The sequence below is a fragment of the Nostoc sp. FACHB-152 genome (genome assembly GCF_014697475.1).
Classification (GTDB): Bacteria; Cyanobacteriota; Cyanobacteriia; order Cyanobacteriales; family Nostocaceae; genus Nostoc_B.
In genome coordinates this window covers 1-22,355 of the sequence record NZ_JACJRV010000011.1, presented here as the reverse complement: position 1 = coordinate 22,355, position 22,355 = coordinate 1, and the positions used below count along the sequence as shown (strand labels likewise).

At 39.2% G+C, this 22,355-nt stretch carries 23 protein-coding genes and 1 pseudogene; 11 read left to right on the top strand and 13 right to left on the bottom strand.

All coding sequences use genetic code 11. The features are described 5' to 3' along the window. The first annotated feature begins 87 nt into the window (after positions 1-87). Both H6G76_RS11770 and H6G76_RS11765 read left to right on the top strand, forming a co-directional pair. Entirely contained in the window at positions 88-807 is a 720-nt protein-coding gene (locus tag H6G76_RS11770) for a GDSL-type esterase/lipase family protein (RefSeq protein ID WP_190700135.1), read from the top strand. A gap of 62 nt (positions 808-869) precedes the next feature. Then, positions 870-1,304: a hypothetical protein gene (locus tag H6G76_RS11765; protein ID WP_190700133.1), complete on the top strand. Its 435-nt coding sequence runs from the start codon at positions 870-872 to the stop codon at positions 1,302-1,304. A gap of 54 nt (positions 1,305-1,358) precedes the next feature. On the opposite strand, the gene H6G76_RS11760 is transcribed toward H6G76_RS11765, so the two are convergent. Further along, positions 1,359-2,114, bottom strand: coding sequence for an alpha/beta fold hydrolase (locus tag H6G76_RS11760; RefSeq protein ID WP_190700130.1), 756 nt, complete (start codon positions 2,112-2,114; stop codon positions 1,359-1,361). A 281-nt stretch (positions 2,115-2,395) separates the two neighbouring features. Here H6G76_RS11760 and H6G76_RS11755 point away from each other — a divergent pair, with 281 nt between their 5' ends. The 4 genes from H6G76_RS11755 (at position 2,396) to H6G76_RS11740 (ending at position 7,716) form a co-directional block, all read left to right on the top strand. Next, on the top strand, positions 2,396-3,691 hold the full coding sequence (locus H6G76_RS11755; RefSeq protein ID WP_190700128.1) for a cation:proton antiporter: 1,296 nt from the start codon (positions 2,396-2,398) through the stop codon (positions 3,689-3,691). Positions 3,692-4,010: 319 nt separating this feature from the next. Next, positions 4,011-6,194 (top strand): cation:proton antiporter, encoded by a 2,184-nt coding sequence (locus H6G76_RS11750; RefSeq protein ID WP_190700125.1) that lies wholly within the window; start codon positions 4,011-4,013, stop codon positions 6,192-6,194. Between the two features lie 3 nt (positions 6,195-6,197). After that, a complete protein-coding gene (locus tag H6G76_RS11745) occupies positions 6,198-6,704 on the top strand; it encodes a hypothetical protein (protein ID WP_190700122.1) in 507 nt (168 codons plus the stop codon). Between the two features lie 133 nt (positions 6,705-6,837). Continuing rightward, positions 6,838-7,716: an AMIN domain-containing protein gene (locus tag H6G76_RS11740; RefSeq protein ID WP_190700119.1), complete on the top strand. Its 879-nt coding sequence runs from the start codon at positions 6,838-6,840 to the stop codon at positions 7,714-7,716. 62 nt (positions 7,717-7,778) lie between these two features. On the opposite strand, the gene H6G76_RS11735 is transcribed toward H6G76_RS11740, so the two are convergent. Beyond that, complete coding sequence (locus H6G76_RS11735) at positions 7,779-8,318, bottom strand: DUF3172 domain-containing protein (RefSeq protein WP_190700116.1); 540 nt, start codon at positions 8,316-8,318, stop codon at positions 7,779-7,781. Positions 8,319-8,553: 235 nt separating this feature from the next. Here H6G76_RS11735 and H6G76_RS11730 point away from each other — a divergent pair, with 235 nt between their 5' ends. Continuing rightward, positions 8,554-9,381, top strand: coding sequence for an ABC transporter permease (locus tag H6G76_RS11730; RefSeq protein WP_190700113.1), 828 nt, complete (start codon positions 8,554-8,556; stop codon positions 9,379-9,381). Positions 9,382-9,488: 107 nt separating this feature from the next. On the opposite strand, the gene H6G76_RS11725 is transcribed toward H6G76_RS11730, so the two are convergent. After that, positions 9,489-9,986: a hypothetical protein gene (locus tag H6G76_RS11725; RefSeq protein ID WP_190700110.1), complete on the bottom strand. Its 498-nt coding sequence runs from the start codon at positions 9,984-9,986 to the stop codon at positions 9,489-9,491. A 256-nt stretch (positions 9,987-10,242) separates the two neighbouring features. On the opposite strand from H6G76_RS11725, the gene H6G76_RS11720 reads away from it, so the two are divergent. Next, the gene (locus H6G76_RS11720; RefSeq protein WP_190700107.1) at positions 10,243-10,389 is read left to right on the top strand and encodes a hypothetical protein; all 147 of its coding nucleotides are present in this window, start codon (positions 10,243-10,245) and stop codon (positions 10,387-10,389) included. Between the two features lie 10 nt (positions 10,390-10,399). On the opposite strand, the gene H6G76_RS11715 is transcribed toward H6G76_RS11720, so the two are convergent. From H6G76_RS11715 to H6G76_RS11700, 4 genes are all read right to left on the bottom strand, one after another. Next, entirely contained in the window at positions 10,400-11,140 is a 741-nt protein-coding gene (locus tag H6G76_RS11715) for an amino acid ABC transporter ATP-binding protein (protein ID WP_313934769.1), read from the bottom strand. Between the two features lie 208 nt (positions 11,141-11,348). Next, positions 11,349-12,524, bottom strand: coding sequence for an amino acid ABC transporter permease (locus tag H6G76_RS11710; RefSeq protein ID WP_190700101.1), 1,176 nt, complete (start codon positions 12,522-12,524; stop codon positions 11,349-11,351). Positions 12,525-12,546: 22 nt separating this feature from the next. Next, positions 12,547-13,473, bottom strand: coding sequence for an amino acid ABC transporter permease (locus H6G76_RS11705; RefSeq protein ID WP_190700099.1), 927 nt, complete (start codon positions 13,471-13,473; stop codon positions 12,547-12,549). Between the two features lie 39 nt (positions 13,474-13,512). Beyond that, positions 13,513-14,589 (bottom strand): amino acid ABC transporter substrate-binding protein, encoded by a 1,077-nt coding sequence (locus H6G76_RS11700; RefSeq protein ID WP_190700096.1) that lies wholly within the window; start codon positions 14,587-14,589, stop codon positions 13,513-13,515. A 475-nt stretch (positions 14,590-15,064) separates the two neighbouring features. On the opposite strand from H6G76_RS11700, the gene H6G76_RS11695 reads away from it, so the two are divergent. Then, positions 15,065-15,622, top strand: a complete 558-nt coding sequence (locus tag H6G76_RS11695) for a hypothetical protein (RefSeq protein WP_190700093.1) — start codon at positions 15,065-15,067, stop codon at positions 15,620-15,622. A gap of 78 nt (positions 15,623-15,700) precedes the next feature. Then, complete coding sequence (locus H6G76_RS11690; RefSeq protein WP_190700091.1) at positions 15,701-16,345, top strand: DUF3318 domain-containing protein; 645 nt, start codon at positions 15,701-15,703, stop codon at positions 16,343-16,345. Between the two features lie 120 nt (positions 16,346-16,465). Here the strand turns inward: H6G76_RS11690 and H6G76_RS11685 are convergent, their stop codons facing one another. Next, entirely contained in the window at positions 16,466-17,944 is a 1,479-nt protein-coding gene (locus H6G76_RS11685; RefSeq protein WP_190700088.1) for an esterase-like activity of phytase family protein, read from the bottom strand. 139 nt (positions 17,945-18,083) lie between these two features. Further along, positions 18,084-18,884 (bottom strand): 7-carboxy-7-deazaguanine synthase QueE, encoded by an 801-nt coding sequence (locus H6G76_RS11680; RefSeq protein WP_190700444.1) that lies wholly within the window; start codon positions 18,882-18,884, stop codon positions 18,084-18,086. 193 nt (positions 18,885-19,077) lie between these two features. Between H6G76_RS11680 and H6G76_RS11675 the strand changes: the two genes are divergently transcribed. Next, positions 19,078-20,127: an anti-sigma factor antagonist gene (locus H6G76_RS11675; RefSeq protein ID WP_190700085.1), complete on the top strand. Its 1,050-nt coding sequence runs from the start codon at positions 19,078-19,080 to the stop codon at positions 20,125-20,127. A gap of 96 nt (positions 20,128-20,223) precedes the next feature. On the opposite strand, the gene H6G76_RS11670 is transcribed toward H6G76_RS11675, so the two are convergent. From H6G76_RS11670 to H6G76_RS11655, 4 genes and pseudogenes are all read right to left on the bottom strand, one after another. Then, positions 20,224-20,472, bottom strand: a complete 249-nt coding sequence (locus H6G76_RS11670; RefSeq protein WP_190700082.1) for a hypothetical protein — start codon at positions 20,470-20,472, stop codon at positions 20,224-20,226. A gap of 35 nt (positions 20,473-20,507) precedes the next feature. Continuing rightward, positions 20,508-20,753: an HNH endonuclease gene (locus tag H6G76_RS11665; RefSeq protein ID WP_190700079.1), complete on the bottom strand. Its 246-nt coding sequence runs from the start codon at positions 20,751-20,753 to the stop codon at positions 20,508-20,510. Beyond that, positions 20,750-20,857: pseudogene (locus tag H6G76_RS38225) on the bottom strand (KGK domain-containing protein); the annotation flags it as partial. The gene H6G76_RS11665 and the pseudogene H6G76_RS38225, both read right to left, overlap by 4 nt. 231 nt (positions 20,858-21,088) lie before the next feature. Next, positions 21,089-21,688: a hypothetical protein gene (locus H6G76_RS11655; protein ID WP_190700076.1), complete on the bottom strand. Its 600-nt coding sequence runs from the start codon at positions 21,686-21,688 to the stop codon at positions 21,089-21,091. Positions 21,689-22,355 lie beyond the last annotated feature (667 nt).

Below are 22,355 nucleotides of genomic sequence, written 5' to 3'. Positions count from 1 at the left end.
CTTATAAGATAAATGACAAAAAATATACTCTTGAATAGTGTAGAAATGTATAGAATCTTTTAAAGATATAAAATATAGTTTTTTAAAATGCAAACATTACAAGCTCTTTCTTCAATGCAACTGTCTTTAGCCCCAAATCAATGTCAGTCTTTGAAGATTGTCGCCCTTGGAGATAGCATAGTTTACGGATTTGGCGATCCTGAACGCGGTGGCTGGGTAGAACAACTACGGCGATGGTGGATGCTCCCAAATAGCCCCGGTCATGTTTTATATAATTTAGGTGTTAGAGGCGATCGCACTCAGCAAGTAGCCCAAAGATTAGAAGTAGAATTCCGTCATCGGGGTGAACTTCGCAATCGTGTACCGGATTTAATTATCCTGTCAGTAGGTGTGAATGATTCAGCGCGGTTAGGTCGTGCTAATGGCAAAAATTACACAGATTTTGCCGTTTTTCAATCAGAAATCGCTAACTTGCTAGATTCAGCACAGCAACTCTGCCCAGTTTTATTTGTGGGTATGGTTCCAGTCGATGAAGCAAAGATGCCGTTTCTAGATTGTTTTTACTTCAATCACAGCGACCAGTATGCTTACAAAGAAGCGACTCGTATAGCTTGCAACCAACGCCAAATTCCTTACTTAGATATATTCGACTTCTGGAAGGGACGCGGTGAAACTTGGTTACGCCAACGGTTGAGTGAAGATGGCTTACATCCTAATACTTTAGGATATCAAGCTTTGTTAGACGATGTGCTGAAATGGGAAGCTTTAGCACCCTACCATTCTCAGCCAGAGTACCAACTAAAGTAATTTTATAACTCAAAGCGATCGCTTTTAACTAGCCTTCCTATTCCTCACAACTGGGCATTTTTATGACTCCCACCTTATTCGGTCGTTGGCAAACCAGATTATTGTTATTAGCCACGGTAGGTGTATTAGTATCATTACCCTTTGCAATGGGCTTAATTGGCCCAGGCGCAAACTCGGTTTACTTTTGGATTTTGAGTTATGTTGCTATTTTTGGGCTGGGTTGGGATGTGCTGTATGACTATTTGCAAAAATCCCGTTGGGATAGGGACTGGCCAGCAGCTTATCAATTATTAGCTGGGATTTGGGAACTATTTTTTATATTTTGTGGAACAAAAGTATTTGGATTTTTACCAATACCTTTACCAAAAGCAGAACTTTCAATTGGAACTTTTCTTCTGCACTATAGCGTTGTTTGGCTTGCAGTATTTATGACATCACAAAGCTTGATGCGAATTATCTTTCCTCGTTGGCGCTTTCGCGGTGGACAGTGGTTGTAACGCAGTGATATTAAGTTAATAATGGATATCTCGTTCTACTTAACTATATTTGAATTATGCTAAAAATTCAGTCAATAGTTTTGCAACTTCAGCAGTATGGCTATAAATAAATCCATGTCCGCCTTGCTTTATAATTTTGAGTTGTGAACCAGAAATTCTGTTATTCAAAATAATGCTATTGGAAGCAGGAATTACGACATCGCTATCTCCAGTGATGATTAAGGTAGATGCTTTAATGTCTTGCAATAAATTACAGGTATCGTGAGTAGTGTGCGCCTGTATTTGTCTTGTCAAACCATCTTCCTGACTGTGGTAATGTGAGGTTTTTCTAAAAAAAACCTCAGCTTTCTCCCAATTATGAGAAATAGCTAAATATGAGGTGGGAAAAAGAAGCTCAAGTAAATTTCCTTGATTATCTGGGATGAAATCGCTACAGTGTCCACCAGCCATCGTGCAGGCTAATATCAATTTATTTAGCTTGGTAGCATATTTTAAGGCAAACTGTTGAGCAATCATACCGCCCATGCTAACTCCAAAAACGTGAGCTTGTGCGATTCCTAGAGCATTAAGCAATCCTGCGGCATCATTTGCCATATCAGTAGTTGTGTAATTGTCGATTGACTGACTTTTCGTACGTCCAGAATCTCGGTTATCAAACAGAATGACTTGATAATTCTTTGCCAGCTCATCAATAAATACATCCTCCCAGTCCAAAAGACTGAAGCTTAAACCCATAATCATTAGTAGTGGATAACCGCTACCTTTAACCTCATAATAAATGCTAATATCTCCAACTTGAGCTTTTGGCATTTGAACAAATAGATAAAATAAACGCAGATGATGCAGAAAATACTTGCTATTTAATATTTTAAGTTAAGTTAGTCGGTGAAAATAAACCTAGCTATGTAACAGAATGTAACATCAACATAACCTTTGTGATTGATTCATTCCACTTCGTTTCATACCCTTCGGGAAGGCTAACGCCTACGCAATGACATAGCGTGAATTATTGAAGCTGTTCTACTTAATTTCCCTAATTTCTACTTTCTTGAATTAAAATTGCCATACTTGTTACACTTCAAGAAAGTAAAATGTCGAATTTTGAACTAATAATCAAGCTATTTCTGCAACTTACAATAATTTTAGGTACTTGTCGCATAGTTACAATTTTTGGACGACGTTATCTTAGACAAACAGATGTTGTATGTGAAATGATTGCAGGTGTAATGTTAGGGCCTTCATTATTAGGTTTAATTGCACCTAATTTTCAGCAATGGCTTTTTCCGAAATTACCCATCTTGACTGCATTAGGAGATAAAATACCTCACCCATCGATGTCGATTTTATATGCAATCAGTCAAATTGGTTTGGTAATTTATATGTTTTTGATTGGGTTGGAATTTAACACCCAACTCTTAAAACACCATATCAGAAGTGCTGGAATACTATCTGCATCTGGGATTATCACACCATTTTTACTGGGGGCTGGTGCCTCTTTTTTTATATATAACCAAGGTACATTTTTTCAAGCAAAGGTCGCACCTTGGTCAGCAGCTTTATATATGGGTGCATCAATGACGATTACCGCATTCCCAATGTTAGCTCGCATTCTTTATGAACGGGGTTTAGCAAAAACTCGTTTTGGGACTCTTGCACTAGGAGCAGCATCAGTAGATGATGGCGTAGCTTGGTGTTTGCTGGCAATTGTCCTCGCTAGTGTCAAAAATTCTATAAATATTGCCATTTTAGCGATTGGTGGTGGTATCTGTTATGTAATATTTGCAGTGTTTGTCGGAAAATCTGCATTAAAAATTTTTACCCAAATGACTAAACGTGATGCTGGGGTAACTAAGCAAACTCTCACATTATTATTAATAATTTTGATGTTATGCGCTTGGTTTACTGACATCACAGGTATATATGCAATATTCGGTGCTTTTGTGTTAGGTACAGTCATGCCACGCGGCGAATTTTCTGAGCAAATTCGCCAATATACTGAGTATTTAACTACTACATTTTTACTGCCAATCTTTTTTGTCTTCTCTGGGCTGAATACTCAAATTGGTTTAGTAAATACACCTGGATTATGGTTAATTACATTTTTAATTTTAGCGATCGCTATTGCTGGTAAAGGTGGTGCGTGTATGTTAGCCGCTAAAATATCTGGAGAACACTGGCGCGAATCCGCAACTATCGGCGCTCTGATGAATGCTCGTGGTTTAATGGAGCTAATTATTCTTAACATTGGGCTAGAACAAGGTATAATCACCCCAACTTTATTTACTATTATGGTGATTATGGCAATTGTAACTACACTAATGGCATCGCCACTAATTGACCTTTTTTTACAAGGTACAACCTATGAAAAATCCTTAACTCAGTGGTAATAGCTTACAGTTTGTATACTAAGAATTAGTTAGGTATTGGCTAAATATTAATAAAATAATATTGGTAAAAATTTTTGCTTACGTTGAGTAATAAGGCAGCCAAAGTTTTTAGCTAATACCTATTAATTATTTACTAAGGTTTATCCTAGTCATACCTCAACAATTCTCTGATTTGTTCTTAATTCTAGAATTGCACCTTAACAAGAATTAACATCAGCATAGCGCATAAATTCAGATTGAATATGCTAAACAAGGTTGACAATTTCCCTTTGTTTAAAGAATTATCTTAGGGAAACCAGATGGTCATTGAGAGGAAATTATGCATACAGTTATTCTCGTTTTGTCTGAGGTGCTGATTGTTATTGGATTGTCCCGGCTGATAGGTCTGGGATTTAAATCCATTAAGCAACCGTTAGTAATTGGTGAGATAGTGGCTGGTATTATGCTTGGCCCATCTTTATTTGGTTTAGTTGCTCCCCATTTAGCAACTAGCTTGTTCCCACCAGAAACTATTCCGTTTTTGAATGTTCTGTCTCAGGTTGGATTAATATTTTTCATGTTTTTGATTGGGTTAGAACTTAATCCTAAATACCTGAGTGGTCAGTTAGAAGTAGCAGTCTTAACTTCTCATGTCAGCATTTTAGTACCTTTTTCGTTAGGAACTTTGTTAGCAGTTTTGCTATATCCTTTAGTTTCTAATGCCAGTGTGTCTTTTACGGCTTTTGCGTTGTTTCTAGGCGCAGCCATGTCAATTACTGCTTTTCCGGTATTGGCGCGGATTATTACCGAAAACAACTTGCAGGCGACGCGTTTAGGGACGTTGGCATTAACTTGTGCAGCTGTAGATGATGTTACAGCATGGTGTGTTTTAGCAGTTGCGATCGCCGTGGCGCGGACTGGTAACTTTGCTGGTGCAATCCCGACAATTTTTGAGAGCATCATCTACATTGGCTTTATGCTGACTGTAGGACGTTGGTTTCTGCAACGTCTAGCCACATACTACCGTCGTACTGGACGCTTAAGCCAGTTACTTCTAGCTGGAATTTATATGGGGGTAGTCGCTTCGGCGTTGATTACGGAACTGATTGGGATTCACCTAATTTTTGGCGCATTCTTACTGGGAGCAGCAATGCCTAAGAATGCAGACTTAGTTCGAGAATTAGCTGTCAAAACCGAAGATTTTGTCTTGATATTTCTACTGCCAATATTTTTTGCTTACAGTGGTTTGCGGACGCAGATTGGTTTGCTGAACCGTCCTGAGTTATGGGGATTGTGCGGATTGGTTTTATTAGTTGCGATCGCCGGTAAGTATATTGGTACTTATGTCGCGGCGCGTGTCAGTGGAATTAATAGCAGAGAAGCTTCCGCACTCGGTTGGTTAATGAACACTCGCGGTTTAACCGAGCTAATTGTCCTCAACATCGGTTTAGAGTTAGGCGTAATTTCGCCCTTGATTTTTACCATGTTAGTCATCATGGCATTGGTAACTACATTTATGACCTCGCCGTTGCTGGAATGGACATATCCAAAAAGCTTAATCAAATTGGATGTAGTGGAAGCAGAACCAGAAGAACAAATTAATGCCGATACTACCTCTATAGAATCTTATACATACCGGATTTTAGTCCCGGTAGCTAATCCCAGCACTCAAAAAGGGTTGCTGCAATTAGCTGTAGCGTTGGCGTTAAACTATCAGCAGCCAGCATTGATTAATCCTCTGAGTCTGATTGAATTAGACGAAGATTACGCCTTTGAAAGTACCCCAGTCGAAGCCGACCGACTTCTTCTCCAGCGTCGTCAGCAGTTAGAGCAATTAATTAACACTCTAGAACCAGCAACCACACGTTCTTACATCCAGCCAATTGTGCGTATATCCAGCAATGTTGCACGGGAAACAGCCCAAATTGCTAGGCTGGAACAACCTAACTTAATTCTTGTGGGATGGCATCGCCCAGCATTTAGTAACAATCGCTTAGGTGGAAGAGTTGGCCAAATTCTGAGCAGCGCTCCCGTAGATGTGGCCGTATTTGTAGACCGGGGCAGAGAGCGATTAGAAAGCTTATTAGTTCCTTATTCTGCAAATATTCATGACGATTTGGCATTAATTCTGGCTTTCAGACTGTTAATTAATCGTGATACCTGTATGTTGCAGGTTTTACAAGTAGTTAGCCCAAATAACAGCCCAGAGGAATTAAGTTATGAGCTACAGAAATTAACAGCACAATTACCGCCTAGTGTACGCGATCGCATTGAAATTAAAACTGTTGAATCAACAGAACCAATTCAAGCAGTAGTTGCTGCCTCAGAAGCAGTTGATCTCACGATTGCTGGCACTAGTCGCGCTTGGGGAATCGAGCGTCAAACCTTAGGAAGGTATACAGATGCACTCGCTATTCAATGCCGTTCCTCCCTGCTAATTACTCGCCGTTATAGCCAAGTTACTTCTCACCTTGCTTCTGTGCTGCCAGAGGTGGGCAATCAAGAACCAACAGTTCAAAGCTAAATCATGAATCATCTAAATGTTAAATCCTTAAGCTTCTACGGCATCGCCATAGCTTCAGTTCTACTGTTGTTTAACGCCGTTACCGCCTATGGAGAAAACAAACTCAAGGCTCCTCCTGTAGTTAATGGTAGTTATCAGGTGAAATTGGCTGAAAATTTGCCAAACTGTAAAGATTTAAATCCTCTTGTCTTAAATATTCAACAATCAGGTATTTACTTAAATGCCTCTTTAGTTCCAGAAAACGCTAATGCAGAGACTAAAAAACAACTTTCGCTTACAGGTATCCTAAAAGACCAGCAATTAAATCTATCAGGAAAAGTTGCGCCCGAAATCCTTTGTAATCCACCCAACTCCCAGGCTAACTCAAGCCAATCAGCCATAATGCAAATGCAACTGGCAGAGCAGGGTAAAATCACAGGTCAACTAACGCTTAATAATTCTAAACTTTTGAAATTTATTGCTGTCCAACAACCAATCTCTGAACAATCACAGAAGTTAACTAACCATTGAAATTTGGGCAAATTTATAGAGGGGAGAACTAGGTAATTGATAATTAATAAATTTAAAAGCTTTTAAATTTACAATTCACTCTGATCAATTCCGCAAAACTTCCTCATGTCTAAACGCATAAGGCAGAACAATAATGCATACAAGACCAAAAACTAAGCGGTGTATCTCTTGGAGTCAGCCATTAATTGGTATCAGCTTATTTAGCTTATATATCATCATGGCTTCTGAGGCTGCAATTACTACTACACCAGTCGCTAAACTCAATAATTGGCGATTTGATCCCAAAGCTTCCAAATTAGAGTTTACTCTGTCCGCAGGCACAACTCCGCACTACTTTTATCTTTCTCAACCTCCGCGTCTTGTCATTGACCTGCCAGAAACCAAATTGGGTTATGTTTCCACCAAACAAAATTATTCTGGGGCAATTCAAAGCATTCGTGTTTCTCAATTGAATGCCAGCATGACTCGCATAGTTTTAGATTTAGCAGATGGGGCTTTTTTAGATCCCAAACAGGTAAAACTACAACCTGTTTCGCGCTCTAACCCTACACGCTGGGTATTACGTACTGTTACTGCTCGTTATGGTCGTTCTAGCCCACCAGTAAACTTACAGCCTGCTTCTGTTTACAGTCGTTCTAGTCCACCAGTAAACTTACAGCCTGGAACAAATCCATATAATTATTATCCTCAAATACCTAGCAGCAACCTGCCTTCTAGCTCAAATTACCCACAGTTGCCTACTACCTTACCGACAATCACAACTAATCAGCAGCAACTATATATCACAGTACCGCCGCTAGCTCCTAATAATTCTTATCAACTACAAGGCTCGATTCTTCCTCCACCTAACTTCCCAAATCAAGCCGGGAATTTAAATAACATTCCATCTGTAGCGATTCCTAGTTTTCCTGTCCCAACAGTTCCGAGCAGTTCTAAGTATCCACCTGATGAACTCCAAATTGAAGTAATTGAGTTTGGTCAACCTCTTCCCAAACCCAGATACAGGTACTAGTGCAGTACAGCAGAAATCTCAGTTTGCTTTCTCTGTTTTCTGCACCATCTAGTCTTCACACACTAAAATCTATCTGTTTCTTGAGGTGAGCCAACGGCTCCAGGTTGAGAGGTGAAAAAGTTTTGTGCGGCTTCGTTTTGATAAATACATCTAATATCAGGATTTTCGCTATCCAAGCTGCCAGTAAAACCAAAGGTATTCAGGCGATTTTTACAATCTCTGACTTGATCAGAAGTTACCAGTTTTCGCTGTTCTAAAATTGCCCAGTTATTTTGACGCAGTACGCAGCCCGGACGCATACTTGGTTGAGCAACATAAACATTAAAGGGGTTGAGTGTCACAAATAATCTGGCATCCATTACCATTGCACTAGGACCATACTGCACACAAATTTCTGGATTTGGCGCTCTTGTATCAATGAATTCCCGCGAAGCCACATTTGCTGGCGATAAAGTGGTTGTAGAGCTAAAAGCAATCCCAATTCCAATCCCTAAAACCAGCACCCCTCCCAAAATTGCGATCGTGGTGAGGTTAAATAAAGAAGGCTGGAAAGCTTGAGGCTTTGGTGTTGTGGCTGATCTACCAGTAGATTTACGTCTCATTTTTGCTTGGCATAGTCACGTTTCGGAAAGCTGGGAGAGGTCTGAACTACCCCCCCTATTTCAGTATGCCGATTCTTCAGGATAATTGTCTGCTAGTTTTTGTTTTGTTTGCAGTTAGTCTATTTAAAATCATTTTTCAAGATTATCTAAGCAATTTTTGCTACCTATAGTAGAGGAAGGTGTAAAAAATTGTAAAGTAATATCATAGAAAACTTGGATAAGTAACTGCAAGAAAGTGACATCTCAAAAGTCGTTAGCCTACGCAACAAATTTTAAACCAGCGCAATTTCAACTTCTTTTTACTGATAGTCTGACTATTTTCTGGGGAGAGTGGTTAAAGTTACGCGCCAGAATTACGCAAGTAGCGGCGACAGGTTTAGTATCTCCACTGATATATATATTAGCTTTTGGTTTGGGCTTGGGTAGTTCAATTAGACCAGGCTCTGGTATTACTGGCAATTACAATAACTATCTAGAGTTTATTTTGCCAGGGATGGTCGCTCTATCGTCGATGACGATTAGCTTTGGCGGTACAACATTTTCGATTTGTGGAGAAAGGCTATTTACCAAAACCTTTGAAGAGTTGTTGCTGGTTCCCATAAATCCATTAGCCCAGCACATTGGTAAAATGCTTGCGGGAGTTGTGCGGGGACTGATGACTTCGGGATCTGTGATTTTGATAGCGTTGCTGTTTACTGGTAATTGGAATTTTCTCAATCCCTTATTTTTGCTGTTGTTAGTGCTGAATTGTGCCGTATTTGCTGGGTTAGGGGTAATTGTCGGCTTGAGTGTGCGATCGCTCGAATCTGTGGGACTATATAACAACTTCGTGATTGTGCCGATGTCCTTCTTAGGTGCAACCTTTTTCGATCCCAGCACTTTACCACTAGCGTTGAAATTTGTAGTTTATTTGTTGCCTCTAACTTACGTTAGTACAGGATTACGTGCGGCAGCTTATTCACCCTTATCGGAATTTCCTTGGTACAGTATACCGATTTTATTAGTGGTGGCGATCGCTCTATCTTTCTGGGGTGCTTACAAGTTTTCGCATCAACAAGATTGATAAGAAACAGCTACAAATAGTTGGTTCAAACTCTGATTCTTCACAGGATGTAGAAAAGAGGAAAGGTTAAATATCTTTGGCAAGCTCCTCTTCTCCAGCTAGATTATTTAATTACTGCTGATTTTCTGTAATCTAGCAGTAGCTTGAGTAAAATCTTTTTGCCAAACGTATTCTAAACCTCTGGCTGATGAAGTCTTAAGATTTATCGTTCCATTATTAATACAATTACCGTAAGTAATGCTTTCAGATAATTCGATAGAATTGTTATTGCTTACACGACGTAAACTTAGCTCTCCACCACAGCGAAGTGATGGGTATGCAATTGTACCAACAACAGAATCAACCTCACCACCTGTGATTGCAATTAATACTGACCATTCGCTGCTAGGGTTTATTTGAACACCATAACCACGCCAAACACCTCTGTATTGGGAAGGCACTATACTTATAGTTTGTGCTTGGACTATATCGGTATTAAATGATATTGCAGTAGGTGCAATGAAGAAACATAAAACCGCACTGTTAGATATTTTTAACAAACCTGACATTAAATTGTTTGCCATATTTTGCAAGGTGTTAATCTTGAGAAGCGTTTTTTGAAACATATGATACCAATTATGGATGAGTCTGCATAGAGGATATCTAAAAAGTTTTTTCAACAGGTTGTTTTAGTCACACAAGTTACGTGAGGATTAACTAACCCAGATTATTTTATTTACTTGATATACTTCAAAAAAATATATTCTATTATTTTTAATAATTTTAAATATTTTTTCATTTCGCTAAATTTGAGTTTTCCCTCTAGAGACTTAAGAATTTTAGTTAAAAAAAGCCCTCCAAAAATGCTTGGAGAGACTGAGAATGCCATCAGCAATCCTAGATTGCCGTGACATCACGAAAAGCATGATTATCTTCTCATTTTTTGTAACTACTAATGTTTATGATGTAGTTAAAAAATCGGTAAAATTTGGCAGAATACAACAAAGAGTTAAAAAGATTTTTGCCTAAATTTTAATAGCTAAAGAATTTGAGACAAAAATTGGCGAGTTCTATCTTCTTGAGGTTTAGTAAAAAAATTATCAGGTGTTGCTGACTCTACTAGTGAACCACCATCCATTAAAATTACTCGGTCAGCAACTTCACGAGCAAATCCGACTTCGTGGGTAACTACAACCATTGTCATGCCATCACGCGCTAGACCGCGCATGACATCTAATACTTCGCGTACCATTTCAGGGTCTAATGCTGAGGTGGGTTCATCGAATAGCATAATTTTAGGCTGCATGGCTAATGCACGAGCGATCGCTACTCGCTGTTGTTGTCCACCAGATAATTGTCCGGGATATTTTCGCGCCTGTTCTAATATTCCTACTCTCTCTAAAAGTTGCATTGCTAATTCTTCGGCTTTAGCTTTCGTCCAGCGACGCACCCAAATTGGGGCTAACGTAATGTTTTGCAGTACGGTGAGATGTGGAAACAAATTAAACTGTTGAAAAACCATTCCTACCTCTTGCCGAATTGCGTCAATATTTCGCAAGTCATTACTAAGGGTGATACCGTCAATAATAATTTTTCCTTGGTGGTATTCTTCTAAAGCATTAAATGTCCGAATAAAGGTTGATTTCCCTGAACCAGAAGGCCCCATTAAAACTACAACTTCTCCACGAGCAACTGTTAAACTTACTCCTTTAAGCACGTGGAATTTCCCATACCATTTATGAACATCTTCAGCAATAATTATTTGTGTTTGTTCTTTTATCATTTACTTTATCCTTTCTATCAAAAATAGTTTTATGTTTTAAATTAGACTCAACAAAAATTTTTTAATAATTTTGTATGAAGTTGCGAGTAAGTTCAATACGAAAGAAACAAACCACAACGTACACAAAGAAAGAAAGCTAGAGAGAGTTTGACACCGTTTTCAAATAAAGAGCATTAACTATGGACAAATGACTATTGACTATTAACTAATTATTTAGCTGCTTTTCTAAGTGTCGTGATGCTAAGGACATTGAATAACAAAATATCCAATAAATTAATCCACCAAATAAATATACTTCTTTATAACGTCCGATAAACTGTGGCTGTGCCAATATAGAGCGGGAAATACCAGTTAGTTCTACTAAACCTACTAATGACAAGAGCGAAGTATCTTTAAACAAGCCGATAAATTGACCTACAATCGCTGGAATAACAGCACGTAAAGCCTGGGGTAGAACAATTAATAAAATTACTAAATATGTCTGCAATCCTAATGCTTTTGCGGCTTCAATTTGTCCACGGGGAATTGATTGAAGTCCACCACGCACATTTTCTGCCATATAAGCAGCACTAAATAGAACTAATCCAGCAATTCCTCGAATTACTCTATCTAAACGCCACTCTGTTGGCAAAAATAAAGGCAACATTACCTGAGCAAGAAACAAAACTCCAATTAATGGTACTCCTCTTACAATTTCGATATATAAAATAGAAAACCAACGTAATATAGGCAGACTGCTAGTACGCCCTAACGCTAATAAAATTCCTATGGGAAAAGAAAGTACAATACTGACTAGAGCCATTAGCAGCGTGAGTATTAAACCATTCCACAAACTTGTGGGTACAGGTTGTAAGCCCAAACCGCCACCAATTAGCCATATAATTACAGGAAAAGATAATAGCCAGATTAGAGAAAGCCAAGGAGCTATTGCTTGAGCAAATTTTTTTCCTACCCAAAAGCCTACCAAGATTAAAACTGCAATTAGCAATAACCACAGGCGTGACGTTAAATCTAGGGGCAGAAAAATTAATAAAAAACTAGAAATAAAAGCAAAAATAGCAAATTCAAATTTGTTATTCTGTTGTTTACTAAATAAAATGCCACTACTTATAGAGAATAAAAGAGAAGCGATTGCTAATACAATCCAAACTCTCCAATATAGCGTTTGCGGAAATCTCCCAACTAAAAACAAACGTAAGTTAGCCTGAATCACTGTCCATTGTGCTTGAGTAGTTGCCCAAGTCACAAATTCACGCAAAGACCAAAACAAAAATCCTAAACAGACAATAGTTAATAAACTGTTATACCAAGTATTAAATAAATTTTGACGCAACCATAAAACTTGGTGATTTTGGTTTGATGATTGTAGATTATTTATCATAATAATTTCTCCATCTAATAAACTATCTCTCTTGAATTTTGACGGTGCGATTGAGCAAATTCATAATTATGGAGATAGTCAAGCTGAGGGTGAGGTAAGTTAGTGCAAGTAGTAAAACCACTTCTACGGCTTTCCCAGTTTGATTGAAGGTGGTGGAAGAAACGAAATAAAGATCAGGATAACCAATTGCGATCGCTAAACTAGAATTTTTCGTCAAATTCAGATATTGACTCGTCAATGGCGGAATAATCACCCGCAAGGCTTGGGGAAAAATTACAAGCCGCATGACTAATCCCGGTTTTAAGCCAAGCGATCGCGCCGCTTCCCATTGTCCTTTAGGTACTGATTGAATCCCACCTCGAACAATTTCTGCAATAAATCCACCTGTGTAAAAAATCAATCCCAGCAGTAAAGCCGAAAACTCAGGCGAAAAATGAACCCCAGGCAAATCAATACCATTTTGGCTGAGGCTTATCAAACCCCAAAAAGAGACTTTATTATCAGCCTTGGGAAAACTCAAAAAAACAGCAAAGTACCAGAATAGTAATTGTATAAGTAAGGGTGTATTGCGGAAAACTTCTACATAAACTAAGCTGATATTCCGCACTAACCAGTTATCCGATAACCGAGCAATCCCGGCAGTTATCCCGACAATTGTGGTGAAAAAAATTCCAGCAAGTGCCACACGTAATGTGTTAATTAAACCAACCCACAAAGCACGAGTATATGTATCAGTTGCTGTGTAAGAAATTGGGGTTTCACCAATATCAAAAGATGCTTGCTGTTTGAGAAAATCAAATCCAAATTGAATACCTAATTGCTGTAAGTTGCGGTTGAGATTACTCCAAAGTATTGTTACCAAAATCGCAGCTAAAAATACAGCCATGAATTGTGCAGTGATTTGCCAAAAGCGACTGTTACGCCAAATGGGTGGTTTGGAATTGGTCATTTGTCATTTGTCAATAGTTCTTCTCTGCTCTGCTATCTTCTAACGGAATGGTGGAGAATAAAGTAGTCCACCTTTTGACCAGAGTTGATTTTGACCGCGAACGAGATTGAACTTTGTTTTGGGGCCAAGGTTGCGATCGTATACTTCAGCATAGTTACCAACGTGTTTGATTATTCTGGCAGCGAAATCGTTGGTTAAGCCGAGTCCTTCTCCTAAGTTGCCTTCTTGACCTAAAAAGCGTTTGACATCAGGATCAGTACTATTGGCAAATTGAGCAATATTTTGGGAAGTAATGCCCAACTCTTCAGCTTTGACTAAGGAATAGACTACCCATTTCACAATATCTCCCCACCTACTATCTCCTTTAGCGACTGCTGGTGCTAGAGGTTCTGAGGAGATGACTTCATCAAGAATTACGTTATCTTCTGGTTTAGGTAAGAGTGAACGCCGCGAAACCAAAGCAGAACGGTCGGCTGTAATTCCGTCGCAGCGTCCTTCAGCGTAGGTAGCGAAGGTAATATTCACGTCTTCAAAAACAACGGGTTTGTAAGCTATTCCCCGCTTCCGCATTTGGTCTGCTAAGTTCTGTTCGGTAGTAGTGCCAGTTTGCACGCAGATTGCTTTATTTTTGAGGTCAGCGAGAGATTTAATGTTGCTATTTTTGCGAACCATAATCGCTTGACCATCATAAAAGACGACAGGTGCGAATTCTAAGCCTACCGAAGTATCACGGCTGAGTGTCCAAGTAGTGTTGCGGCTGAGAATATCTACTTCCCCAGTTTGTAAAGCTGTAAATCGCTCTTTAGCGTTGAGATTGCGAAATTCTACGGCATCTGGGTTATCAAATAAAGCTGCTGCTACACCTCGGCAAATATCTACATCGATCCCACTGTATTTACCGTCAGTTGTCACAAAACTAAACCCTGGTACTTCACCACTAACGCCACAAATTACCTGACCACGGCTTTTGATAGTATCCCAACGATTTCGAGTGGCTTGCGTTGTGGAACCACCAGGAGTAGCAGGTGTATTTGCTGTTTGACCTGATTCTCCACTACAGCCAGCGATGGTTAAGATTAAAGGTGCGATCGCTAGGATTAATGCTGATTTCCACATACAATTCCTGAATATTCAACGCTAAAAAATGTGCTGACGACTACAATATTTTTGTAAAAAACTAGTCGATGTTTGTAATATAAGGCTTTTTGCAGATTTTTTATCACTTGTGTATTCAAGCGATATTAGTTGATTTGTAAATCAATATGCTGAAATCCCCAACTTCTTTAAGAAACTAGGGATTTGTTTTTTAAGTAATAATGTAGTGCAGGTATTGCAGTTTTTAACTATTACTTAAATATTGATTGTTGAGCTACAAATATTTCTAAACGTTTTGTCCTTATGCTTACTTCCTAGAACATAATTTTCATATTTTATGGATTTTAGATAATTCAACAAACAGAATCAGCAAGTATGCAAAAATTCATTGCATACTTCTCAAAAAGGAGAAGTAGCCCACCAACCTAAGCATATGCCCTTAGCAGGTTAAACTAGTTTTGGTGACAGCCGCTCCACCATTTCTTATGAGGCTTATATGGGAGCAAATCTCGAACAGATTGCTAATTACTTAGACAAGCTAGGTTGGGAGTACCGTTTTGATGATGAGGAAGACCGAATTATCACAGGGGTAGAAGCTGATAACTTAGACGATTTCTTGATAGTTGTCCAACTGGACGAGGAAGGAAAGTTTTTCAGAATTTTTGCGCCTCAAGTTTTGGCTGGAGTTCAAGACCATCCTCACAAGGGGGCTATTCTACAGACGATGTTAGCCATTTCTTGGGAGACGAAAATGCTGCAATGGGAATATGACCCATCGGATGGGGAAATCCGGGCAATTATTGAATTTCCCTTGGAAGACTCAATTCTGACAGAAAAACAATTCCATCGCTGTTTAAGCGGGTTAATTCAGATTGTTGATGGGATTGCGATCCCCCGGCTGAAGGAAGTGATGGCTACAGGGCATGATCCGGGGAATGTGGAACTAGGAGAAAGAATGTTATTGACAATTCAGGAAGAAGCACCTGGATTATTAGAACTTTTAGAAAAGGCGATGGAAGCCAGAAAAAAACGAGGAACTTTTCCTAGTGAGTGAGGCGAAGTATCACTGATAATAGCTATACTCCAAAGTGATACTCTCACAATATACTGAAATTTTCTAGGGCTGGATTTTATGACATCCTATGCAACCTCCTCTGCCAAAGCGGAAATGAGTGAACTCCGGCGGTTAAAAGGCTTACTACCGCCAGAATTGCAGAGTTGGGTCATGGTAGAAGGCACAACTGAGGTCAATCCACCCCTGATCCGTAGCGAAGAAATCGGCAAAGACCAGGTAGAAATTCAAATTGACTTGGTGAAATGGGATGCTCTCGCAATGGATCAGCGTAATCTGCTGTTCTGGCATGAAGTCGCCCGTATTCAAAATGATACGATTCCCAAAGATGGTTGGGAAATGGCAGCATTAGCTATTGGTTTAGGCGGTGCTGTGGGTGAGTTATGGGTACAAGATGGATTGTTGCTGGTTTTGGCTTTAGCGTTGTGTGGCGTTTCTGGCTGGCGACTTTATCAAAAGAATAATGGCGAAAAGCAAATAAGAGAATTACTGGATGCTGATGAAAAAGCGATCGCACTAGCAACTCGCTTTGGTTACAGTCTCCCCAATGCTTATAAAAGTCTAGGTAGTGCTTTAAAAACCCTAATTGATACTACTCCTAGCAAACGCCAACGGTCTCGTTATGAAGCACGACTCTCTGCCCTCAAACGCAGTGCTAACAAGGCAAAAGCTAAATCCAAATCTCCAGATGAAGACAGGCTGTAGATATCAAAAATTAGGTTGGGTATTGTCTACCCAACCTAACAATAATTTATTTCTAACAATAGCCAAGGTAGTTAGGACAGCAAAAGACTTTTAGTTCTATCACCTATCACCTGTAACCTATCACCTGTAACCTGTCACCTTCAATCGCTTTAAAAAGAAAACACTCGAAGCCAGCAAGACAATTCCAGCAGTAGTAGTTGGTTCTGGAACTTTTGCTGGTGGTACAAATCCTGCCAATTCTGCTTTGCTTGCTTTTAACGCGTACACAAAGGTAGGAATCAAAGTTGCTCCATTTGGACAACCGCTATCAATGGCAACTTGAGTACCATCGCTACAAACGTCAAACTGGACATCATCATCGTTTTGAGTCACGCTGAAGTCGTTATCTGTACCTACGATTAGGGCGTAGGAACCATCAGCAAGTTTTGGCCCAATTGCCAAGCCTTCAAATTTCTCAGGAATAGGTTTCCCAGCTTTTTTTAAGAAATCAGCAATATCCGCAAACAATGTCTTACTTACAGAGGTCACACCAGCAGGTAATGTATTTGTACCTGTCAAGCTAATATCAGTAACGTCAGTTGCACTAGTTAAGTCGATTTTGTAGATGCGTTTAGAAGCAACAGGTGTTTCACCTGTGGGATCTTCGACACCAACACCGCGATTATCCCGTTCTAAAACTAAAAATTCTTTGTCATTTAAAGCTGTGATGGCACTAATACCAATATTTCGCCCTTGAGAGTTAGCACCGAAAGAATCTTCAGGAACGCGAGCATTTATATCTGCTAAACTTTCTAGCTGATAAATATACTGAGCCGTACTTTCACTAGTTTTTGTATCAAACTCTACTATCCGTAAGTTGGGGCTACGCCGTCCATCTGGGGAACCTTCGTTAACTAACGCGTCTTGCAGCATAGCAAAGAGTTTACTGCCATCGGGACTGAGGGTTACGCCTTCAAAACCGCGATTGTCTTGGCGACCTGTGGTAATGTCTGGACGACCATCAACATAGTTAACTGTCCCATCACTTTGTTTAGGAATGAGATTGCTGGGAGTTGAAAACGCCCGGATGAAGGAACCAGTCGCGCTAAATTCATATACAGACGGGCCATATTCATCAGAAATATAGAAATTACCATTGGGTGCGATCGCAAATCCTTCTGGGTCAAAACTTAGCCCCAAATTGCTAGCATCACCATTCAATTTTCCTGGGTTCAAGCCGTTAAAGTTTTGACCGTTTTGGGTGAAAAGAATAGTGTCTATAAGTTTCAGATTGCTTATCGCACCTGTGTTTTGGTCAACATCTAAAGAAAATTTGTGTACCCGTGTCTTATAATCTATGACACCGCCACCAGGGCCGCGATCAGCCAAACTGTAGTATACGTTGCTGTAGCGATCATAATAGAGATCAGAGAAAAATCCTAAGCGATTAGTATTAGCACTATTGCTGCTAGATAAGGATAAATCTGTACTATTACCTGGAACTGTCAAACCATTGACTAAAGAAATAGCACTTGCAGGGTTAGCAAGTCCTGTAATACTGACGACGGCAGTTATCAGTGAAAAACTTAATCCAGAAATCCAATGCTTGGCAGAAACCATGTAAATTTCTCATAAATCCAAAGTTTTCTCAGCTTTGAATTTCAAGATTAAGAAAAGGTTAATAAATAGTTAAAGTGCTTATTAGCACATACATATTTTATGAATGCGGCTTTGACCCCAGCACATCTTCATCAAACTTTTACAACTGATTTAGCATTTTATGAGTTTGGGGGACAACGCGAACCTGGGAAACAAACTCTTTCATTAATGCTTGCCATGTCAAAACTTGAGCGGGGGTTGGCGCAAGTATTGGTGTTGGAGTGAATTGTTGAGATGGGGTTAAAGGTGTGACTGGTTGCAAAAACACGGGAATGTTTGGATTGATATCTGCTATCAACAAAGCGGCTTGTTTTAATTCACCTGGCTCGGTGCTTTGCGAAATAATTATCTTGATAAAGATATCTAAAGATAAATTGTTGTGGCATAGTTGGAGAAATTTTTCATGGTCTTGCCAGTGATTCTCGCCACTAACGCTAGGTAGTTTCAAATCCATTCCTATAGAGTCTAAGTAGGGCAGAATCATACTCAGTTGTTCCGGGCGATGACCGCCAGTTTCTAAATATATAGGTAAACCAGTGATTGATCGCACCTGAGGCAAGAATTCGCGTAGAAAAGGGGCGTGTAAAAGTGGTTCACCTCCAGTTAAGCTAATACTATCGTGGAGAAACGATATATTTTGGCGTTTAATCCATTCGAGTAATATAGTTAAGGGGACTGGATTTGAATGAATTTCAAAATCTCGGAGTCCAGGCGATCGTTCTACCTTACAGGTAGTGGGTGCATTCCAAGTGTGTGCGCTATCACAAAACTGACAGCGCAAGTCACACAAAGCAAAGCGAATAAAAATTTGACGTGTCCCGACATTCAGTCCTTCCCCTTGAATAGCAGAAAAGACCTCAATCAGGCGTGCAGTAGGTTGAACATTAGAGTTAGCAGTCATGGGATGTAGCAATGCGATCGCGCTATGGCGATACGAAAACAAGTACGTATTTTAGTTCTTGTTCTATTGTGAATCGTCACAGGCAATCCTGCCCTCGTTCTATATGGCTAACAAACCGTTGTTTTACCTATCCAGTAAATATGGGGTTAATTGATTTTCTAGGACAAATTAATGTTTGGCAAATTAAATTTACATGGCAACGAAAGTACACAGCTTCATGACTAGCCAACCCATAGAGGTAAATTTTTTAGTTACTTCTTTAAGTGAAACGGCGATAGTGCAGGTTCCAGCGCGCCTAAGTGTGTTGGAAGCGGTCAGTTTTAAACAAATCTGTCAAGACTTAACTCAAGTCAACCCATACCCCAAGACAATCATTATTGATTTTCACCAAACTACTTTTATGGATAGTAGTGGTTTAGGGGCTTTGGTTAGTAATTACAAAACGACTCAAGAAAAAGGGATTATTCTAATCCTGCGGGACGTTACTCCTCAAGTGATGGCGGTGCTAACTCTAACAGGATTAGATCAGGTTTTCTCAATAGAGTATAGCAGCGAAGCCGCATTTTTAGAGTCTGAAAATGTCATAGAGGCTCCAAAAAATAATGCTCGTAAGGTAGAACAACTACCTGCTACTCATCCCTCTGTAGCTTCTTGGATGAAACGCTTTATAGATATTGTTGGCTCACTAGTAGGTTTAGTGATTACAGGAATTTTATTTATTCCTATTGTGGTTGCTATTAAAATTGACGATCCCGGCCCAATTTTCTTTGGGCAAACTCGTTGTGGGTGGATGGGTAAACGGTTTAAAATTTGGAAATTTCGCTCTATGTGTGTAGACGCGGAAGCCAAAAAAGCTCTCGTTAAGAACCAAGTAAAAGGTGCTTTTTTCAAGAATGAAAATGACCCCAGAATCACTCAGGTAGGGCGTTTTTTAAGACGTACTAGCTTAGATGAGTTGCCGCAATTTTGGAACGTTTTAAAAGGTGATATGAGTTTAGTAGGTACTAGACCGCCTACACCTGATGAAGTTGAACGCTATGAAGTACCAGAATGGCAACGCTTAGATGTTAAGCCTGGTATGACTGGAGAATGGCAAGTTAACGGGCGGTCTACAGTCCGCAGTTTTGAAGATGTCATTCGTTTAGACTTGCAATATCAACAAAATTGGAGTTTACTGTACGATTTAAAATTAATTTTTAAAACTGTTGCTATCTTATTTGACAGAAAAAGTGGTGCTTTTTAGCATAAAATTAAGGTTAAATTTGTCAGTAATTCATAAATAATAAGTTAATTGCCCAAGTTTCTTAAAGAACTTGGGCAATTAATTATAGTTTAATTTTTAAGTGTCGCCTTTTGGGCGATCGCACTTGTATGGATAAAGCCATTCACACCTAAAAATTCCATGAGTATGTTTCTCAAAAAATGTACCAGCGTGATATCTATCAGATATGTTGATCCCGGCTTTAGTTTTAATTTCATATAACCAAGGAAAGGCTGCGGCTAAAATGGCGATCACAGCTAAAAAATAAAATACTATCGTTCCAACTTTGCTAAAATTGCGAGAATTGCTGTTGATTTTTTGAGGCATAAAGATTAAACATTAACAGCTTCTTCTAGGTTAGCTTAACTTTCAAAATGTCGTCGAAACTGATGGTCACTTTTGTCTGATTTTTGTTGATTACATATCCAGCAAAGAGTATGTAAATTGCTGATATCGTTTTGACCGCCACGCGCTAGAGGAATAATATGATCGATAGTTAAATCAGTTTCTATAGATGTTTTACCACAGCTTTTACACTGATATTTATCACGTTGAAATACATATTTTCTAACTTCTGGTGGAATGCGAATGCGCGGGGTTTTACTCATGAATTATCCTCATTCATCATGCAGCGCAAGTCATCTAGAGGCGACTTTTCCTCAGTAAAATTAGGTTTGTCAGGAATAAATTCTAGAATAACTTTAATTTTTAATTTGCCTGATTGCTAGCCTTTTGAAGCAATCTTTAGAATTTCACATTCTAAACCACCATCTAAGAATTCTTGTATATTATCACTACTTCTGTCACTTTACGAATTAAGCAAATGGCTTGAGAAGCTTCTAGATTTTATCCACCAGTTTTACAATCTTTAAACATTGCCTCAATCCCAAAACGTTGAGAATATATCTTGAGGGCAGTATGTAAGTCAGGTAAATTATATTAGTTAATAAATACCAAGCATCTTTTTCTTACTTACCCCTGTACTTTCTTTTCCAGTAGTATCCTTTTTTTGACGGAGTACAAAACCTACATTCTGCTTGTGAAGCCACTGTGCTAGTTCTACGCTGTGAAATTCACTATCTCCGATAATTACTAATTTGTACTTTTTTAATAAGCGGATTACTGGACGTAATACTTTTTGCTGTTCTTCTAAGTTACTGCTACCATCTTTCTCTAACAAGCACCAATATATTGGCCAAGCTCTTTTTTGGTAAATCACACTCACCATCAACACATTATTTTCTTTCCCCTGTGTTCTATCCATCGCAATGGTTAACTGTGACCCTACTTTAAAATGTTGGTTAATTAGGGCTTCAATAATCGGAAACCACAACAATACTACACTCAAGGCATTCAGCGTTAAAAACCTTTGTAAGTGCCGTCTACGACTATTTTGTTGTATTGGTAACAGTAGGGTTGTTGCCAGTCTTTCTAATCTCACTTGTTTCTGATTTTGTAGCAACCACACCAACATCTTTAGGGTGATTAACTGTGCTTTATTTAGGTATTTTTCTAAGAAGTTTTGATAAAATGATGCCAGCATTATTTCGACGGTCTTCGTAAAATTACGAGACCGTTCTTTTTTAGCATTAAACTGTACCTTACAGATAGCTGCTTAATAACTATATAGTTCATTCTCAATAAGTACCCTAATTTTTCTAGGGGTCTGTGCCTCCCAAACCTTTAGCTGGCAGAATTTAGAGGTGTTTGTCGCCCCTTGAACTTGCTAGATATAAAGCGTGAGAAATCCGGGTAAAGAGCGATGCCTGCGGCAGGCTACGCCTACACTAAGACTGATTGAGAATGGAGAAAAAAGTCACAAAAAAACGCCGAGACTAAAAATATCAAATAAAAATCAGGTCTCGGCTATGTCTACCATTGTATCGCGCCAATCTGATGGCTGGTTTGGCTGCTTACACCTATTTGCCTAATAAACCGTCGATTGACATTTATCCAAAAGATTTGCCTGCGCTACCTCCTGCTGTTTTTTGATTCGTCGAACTCACGTTAAAACTACTGGCAACAGCTATAACTTGTGACGAATGCGATAACAGCAACAAAGCAAAGAGAGAGTTTATGCAGTAACATAAACTCTCTCTTTGATGTTTTAAAAAAAGACCTGGCGCCGAGCAATTGTGGCAGGAGGCGACCCTCCAACTATCGTAGCCGCAGCAGCGTTTCACCTCTGAGTTCGGGAAGGGGTCAGTGTG

Coding starts and splice junctions, on each gene's coding strand:
- H6G76_RS11770 (WP_190700135.1), top strand. CDS start 88: ATGCAAACATTACAAGCTCTTTCTTCAATGCAACTGTCTTTAGCCCCA.
- H6G76_RS11765 (WP_190700133.1), top strand. CDS start 870: ATGACTCCCACCTTATTCGGTCGTTGGCAAACCAGATTATTGTTATTA.
- H6G76_RS11760 (WP_190700130.1), bottom strand. CDS start 2,114: ATGCCAAAAGCTCAAGTTGGAGATATTAGCATTTATTATGAGGTTAAA.
- H6G76_RS11755 (WP_190700128.1), top strand. CDS start 2,396: ATGTCGAATTTTGAACTAATAATCAAGCTATTTCTGCAACTTACAATA.
- H6G76_RS11750 (WP_190700125.1), top strand. CDS start 4,011: ATGCATACAGTTATTCTCGTTTTGTCTGAGGTGCTGATTGTTATTGGA.
- H6G76_RS11745 (WP_190700122.1), top strand. CDS start 6,198: ATGAATCATCTAAATGTTAAATCCTTAAGCTTCTACGGCATCGCCATA.
- H6G76_RS11740 (WP_190700119.1), top strand. CDS start 6,838: ATGCATACAAGACCAAAAACTAAGCGGTGTATCTCTTGGAGTCAGCCA.
- H6G76_RS11735 (WP_190700116.1), bottom strand. CDS start 8,318: ATGAGACGTAAATCTACTGGTAGATCAGCCACAACACCAAAGCCTCAA.
- H6G76_RS11725 (WP_190700110.1), bottom strand. CDS start 9,986: ATGTTTCAAAAAACGCTTCTCAAGATTAACACCTTGCAAAATATGGCA.
- H6G76_RS11720 (WP_190700107.1), top strand. CDS start 10,243: ATGCCATCAGCAATCCTAGATTGCCGTGACATCACGAAAAGCATGATT.
- H6G76_RS11710 (WP_190700101.1), bottom strand. CDS start 12,524: ATGATAAATAATCTACAATCATCAAACCAAAATCACCAAGTTTTATGG.
- H6G76_RS11705 (WP_190700099.1), bottom strand. CDS start 13,473: ATGACCAATTCCAAACCACCCATTTGGCGTAACAGTCGCTTTTGGCAA.
- H6G76_RS11700 (WP_190700096.1), bottom strand. CDS start 14,589: ATGTGGAAATCAGCATTAATCCTAGCGATCGCACCTTTAATCTTAACC.
- H6G76_RS11695 (WP_190700093.1), top strand. CDS start 15,065: ATGGGAGCAAATCTCGAACAGATTGCTAATTACTTAGACAAGCTAGGT.
- H6G76_RS11690 (WP_190700091.1), top strand. CDS start 15,701: ATGACATCCTATGCAACCTCCTCTGCCAAAGCGGAAATGAGTGAACTC.
- H6G76_RS11685 (WP_190700088.1), bottom strand. CDS start 17,944: ATGGTTTCTGCCAAGCATTGGATTTCTGGATTAAGTTTTTCACTGATA.
- H6G76_RS11680 (WP_190700444.1), bottom strand. CDS start 18,884: ATGACTGCTAACTCTAATGTTCAACCTACTGCACGCCTGATTGAGGTC.
- H6G76_RS11675 (WP_190700085.1), top strand. CDS start 19,078: ATGGCAACGAAAGTACACAGCTTCATGACTAGCCAACCCATAGAGGTA.
- H6G76_RS11670 (WP_190700082.1), bottom strand. CDS start 20,472: ATGCCTCAAAAAATCAACAGCAATTCTCGCAATTTTAGCAAAGTTGGA.
- H6G76_RS11665 (WP_190700079.1), bottom strand. CDS start 20,753: ATGAGTAAAACCCCGCGCATTCGCATTCCACCAGAAGTTAGAAAATAT.
- H6G76_RS11655 (WP_190700076.1), bottom strand. CDS start 21,688: ATGCTGGCATCATTTTATCAAAACTTCTTAGAAAAATACCTAAATAAA.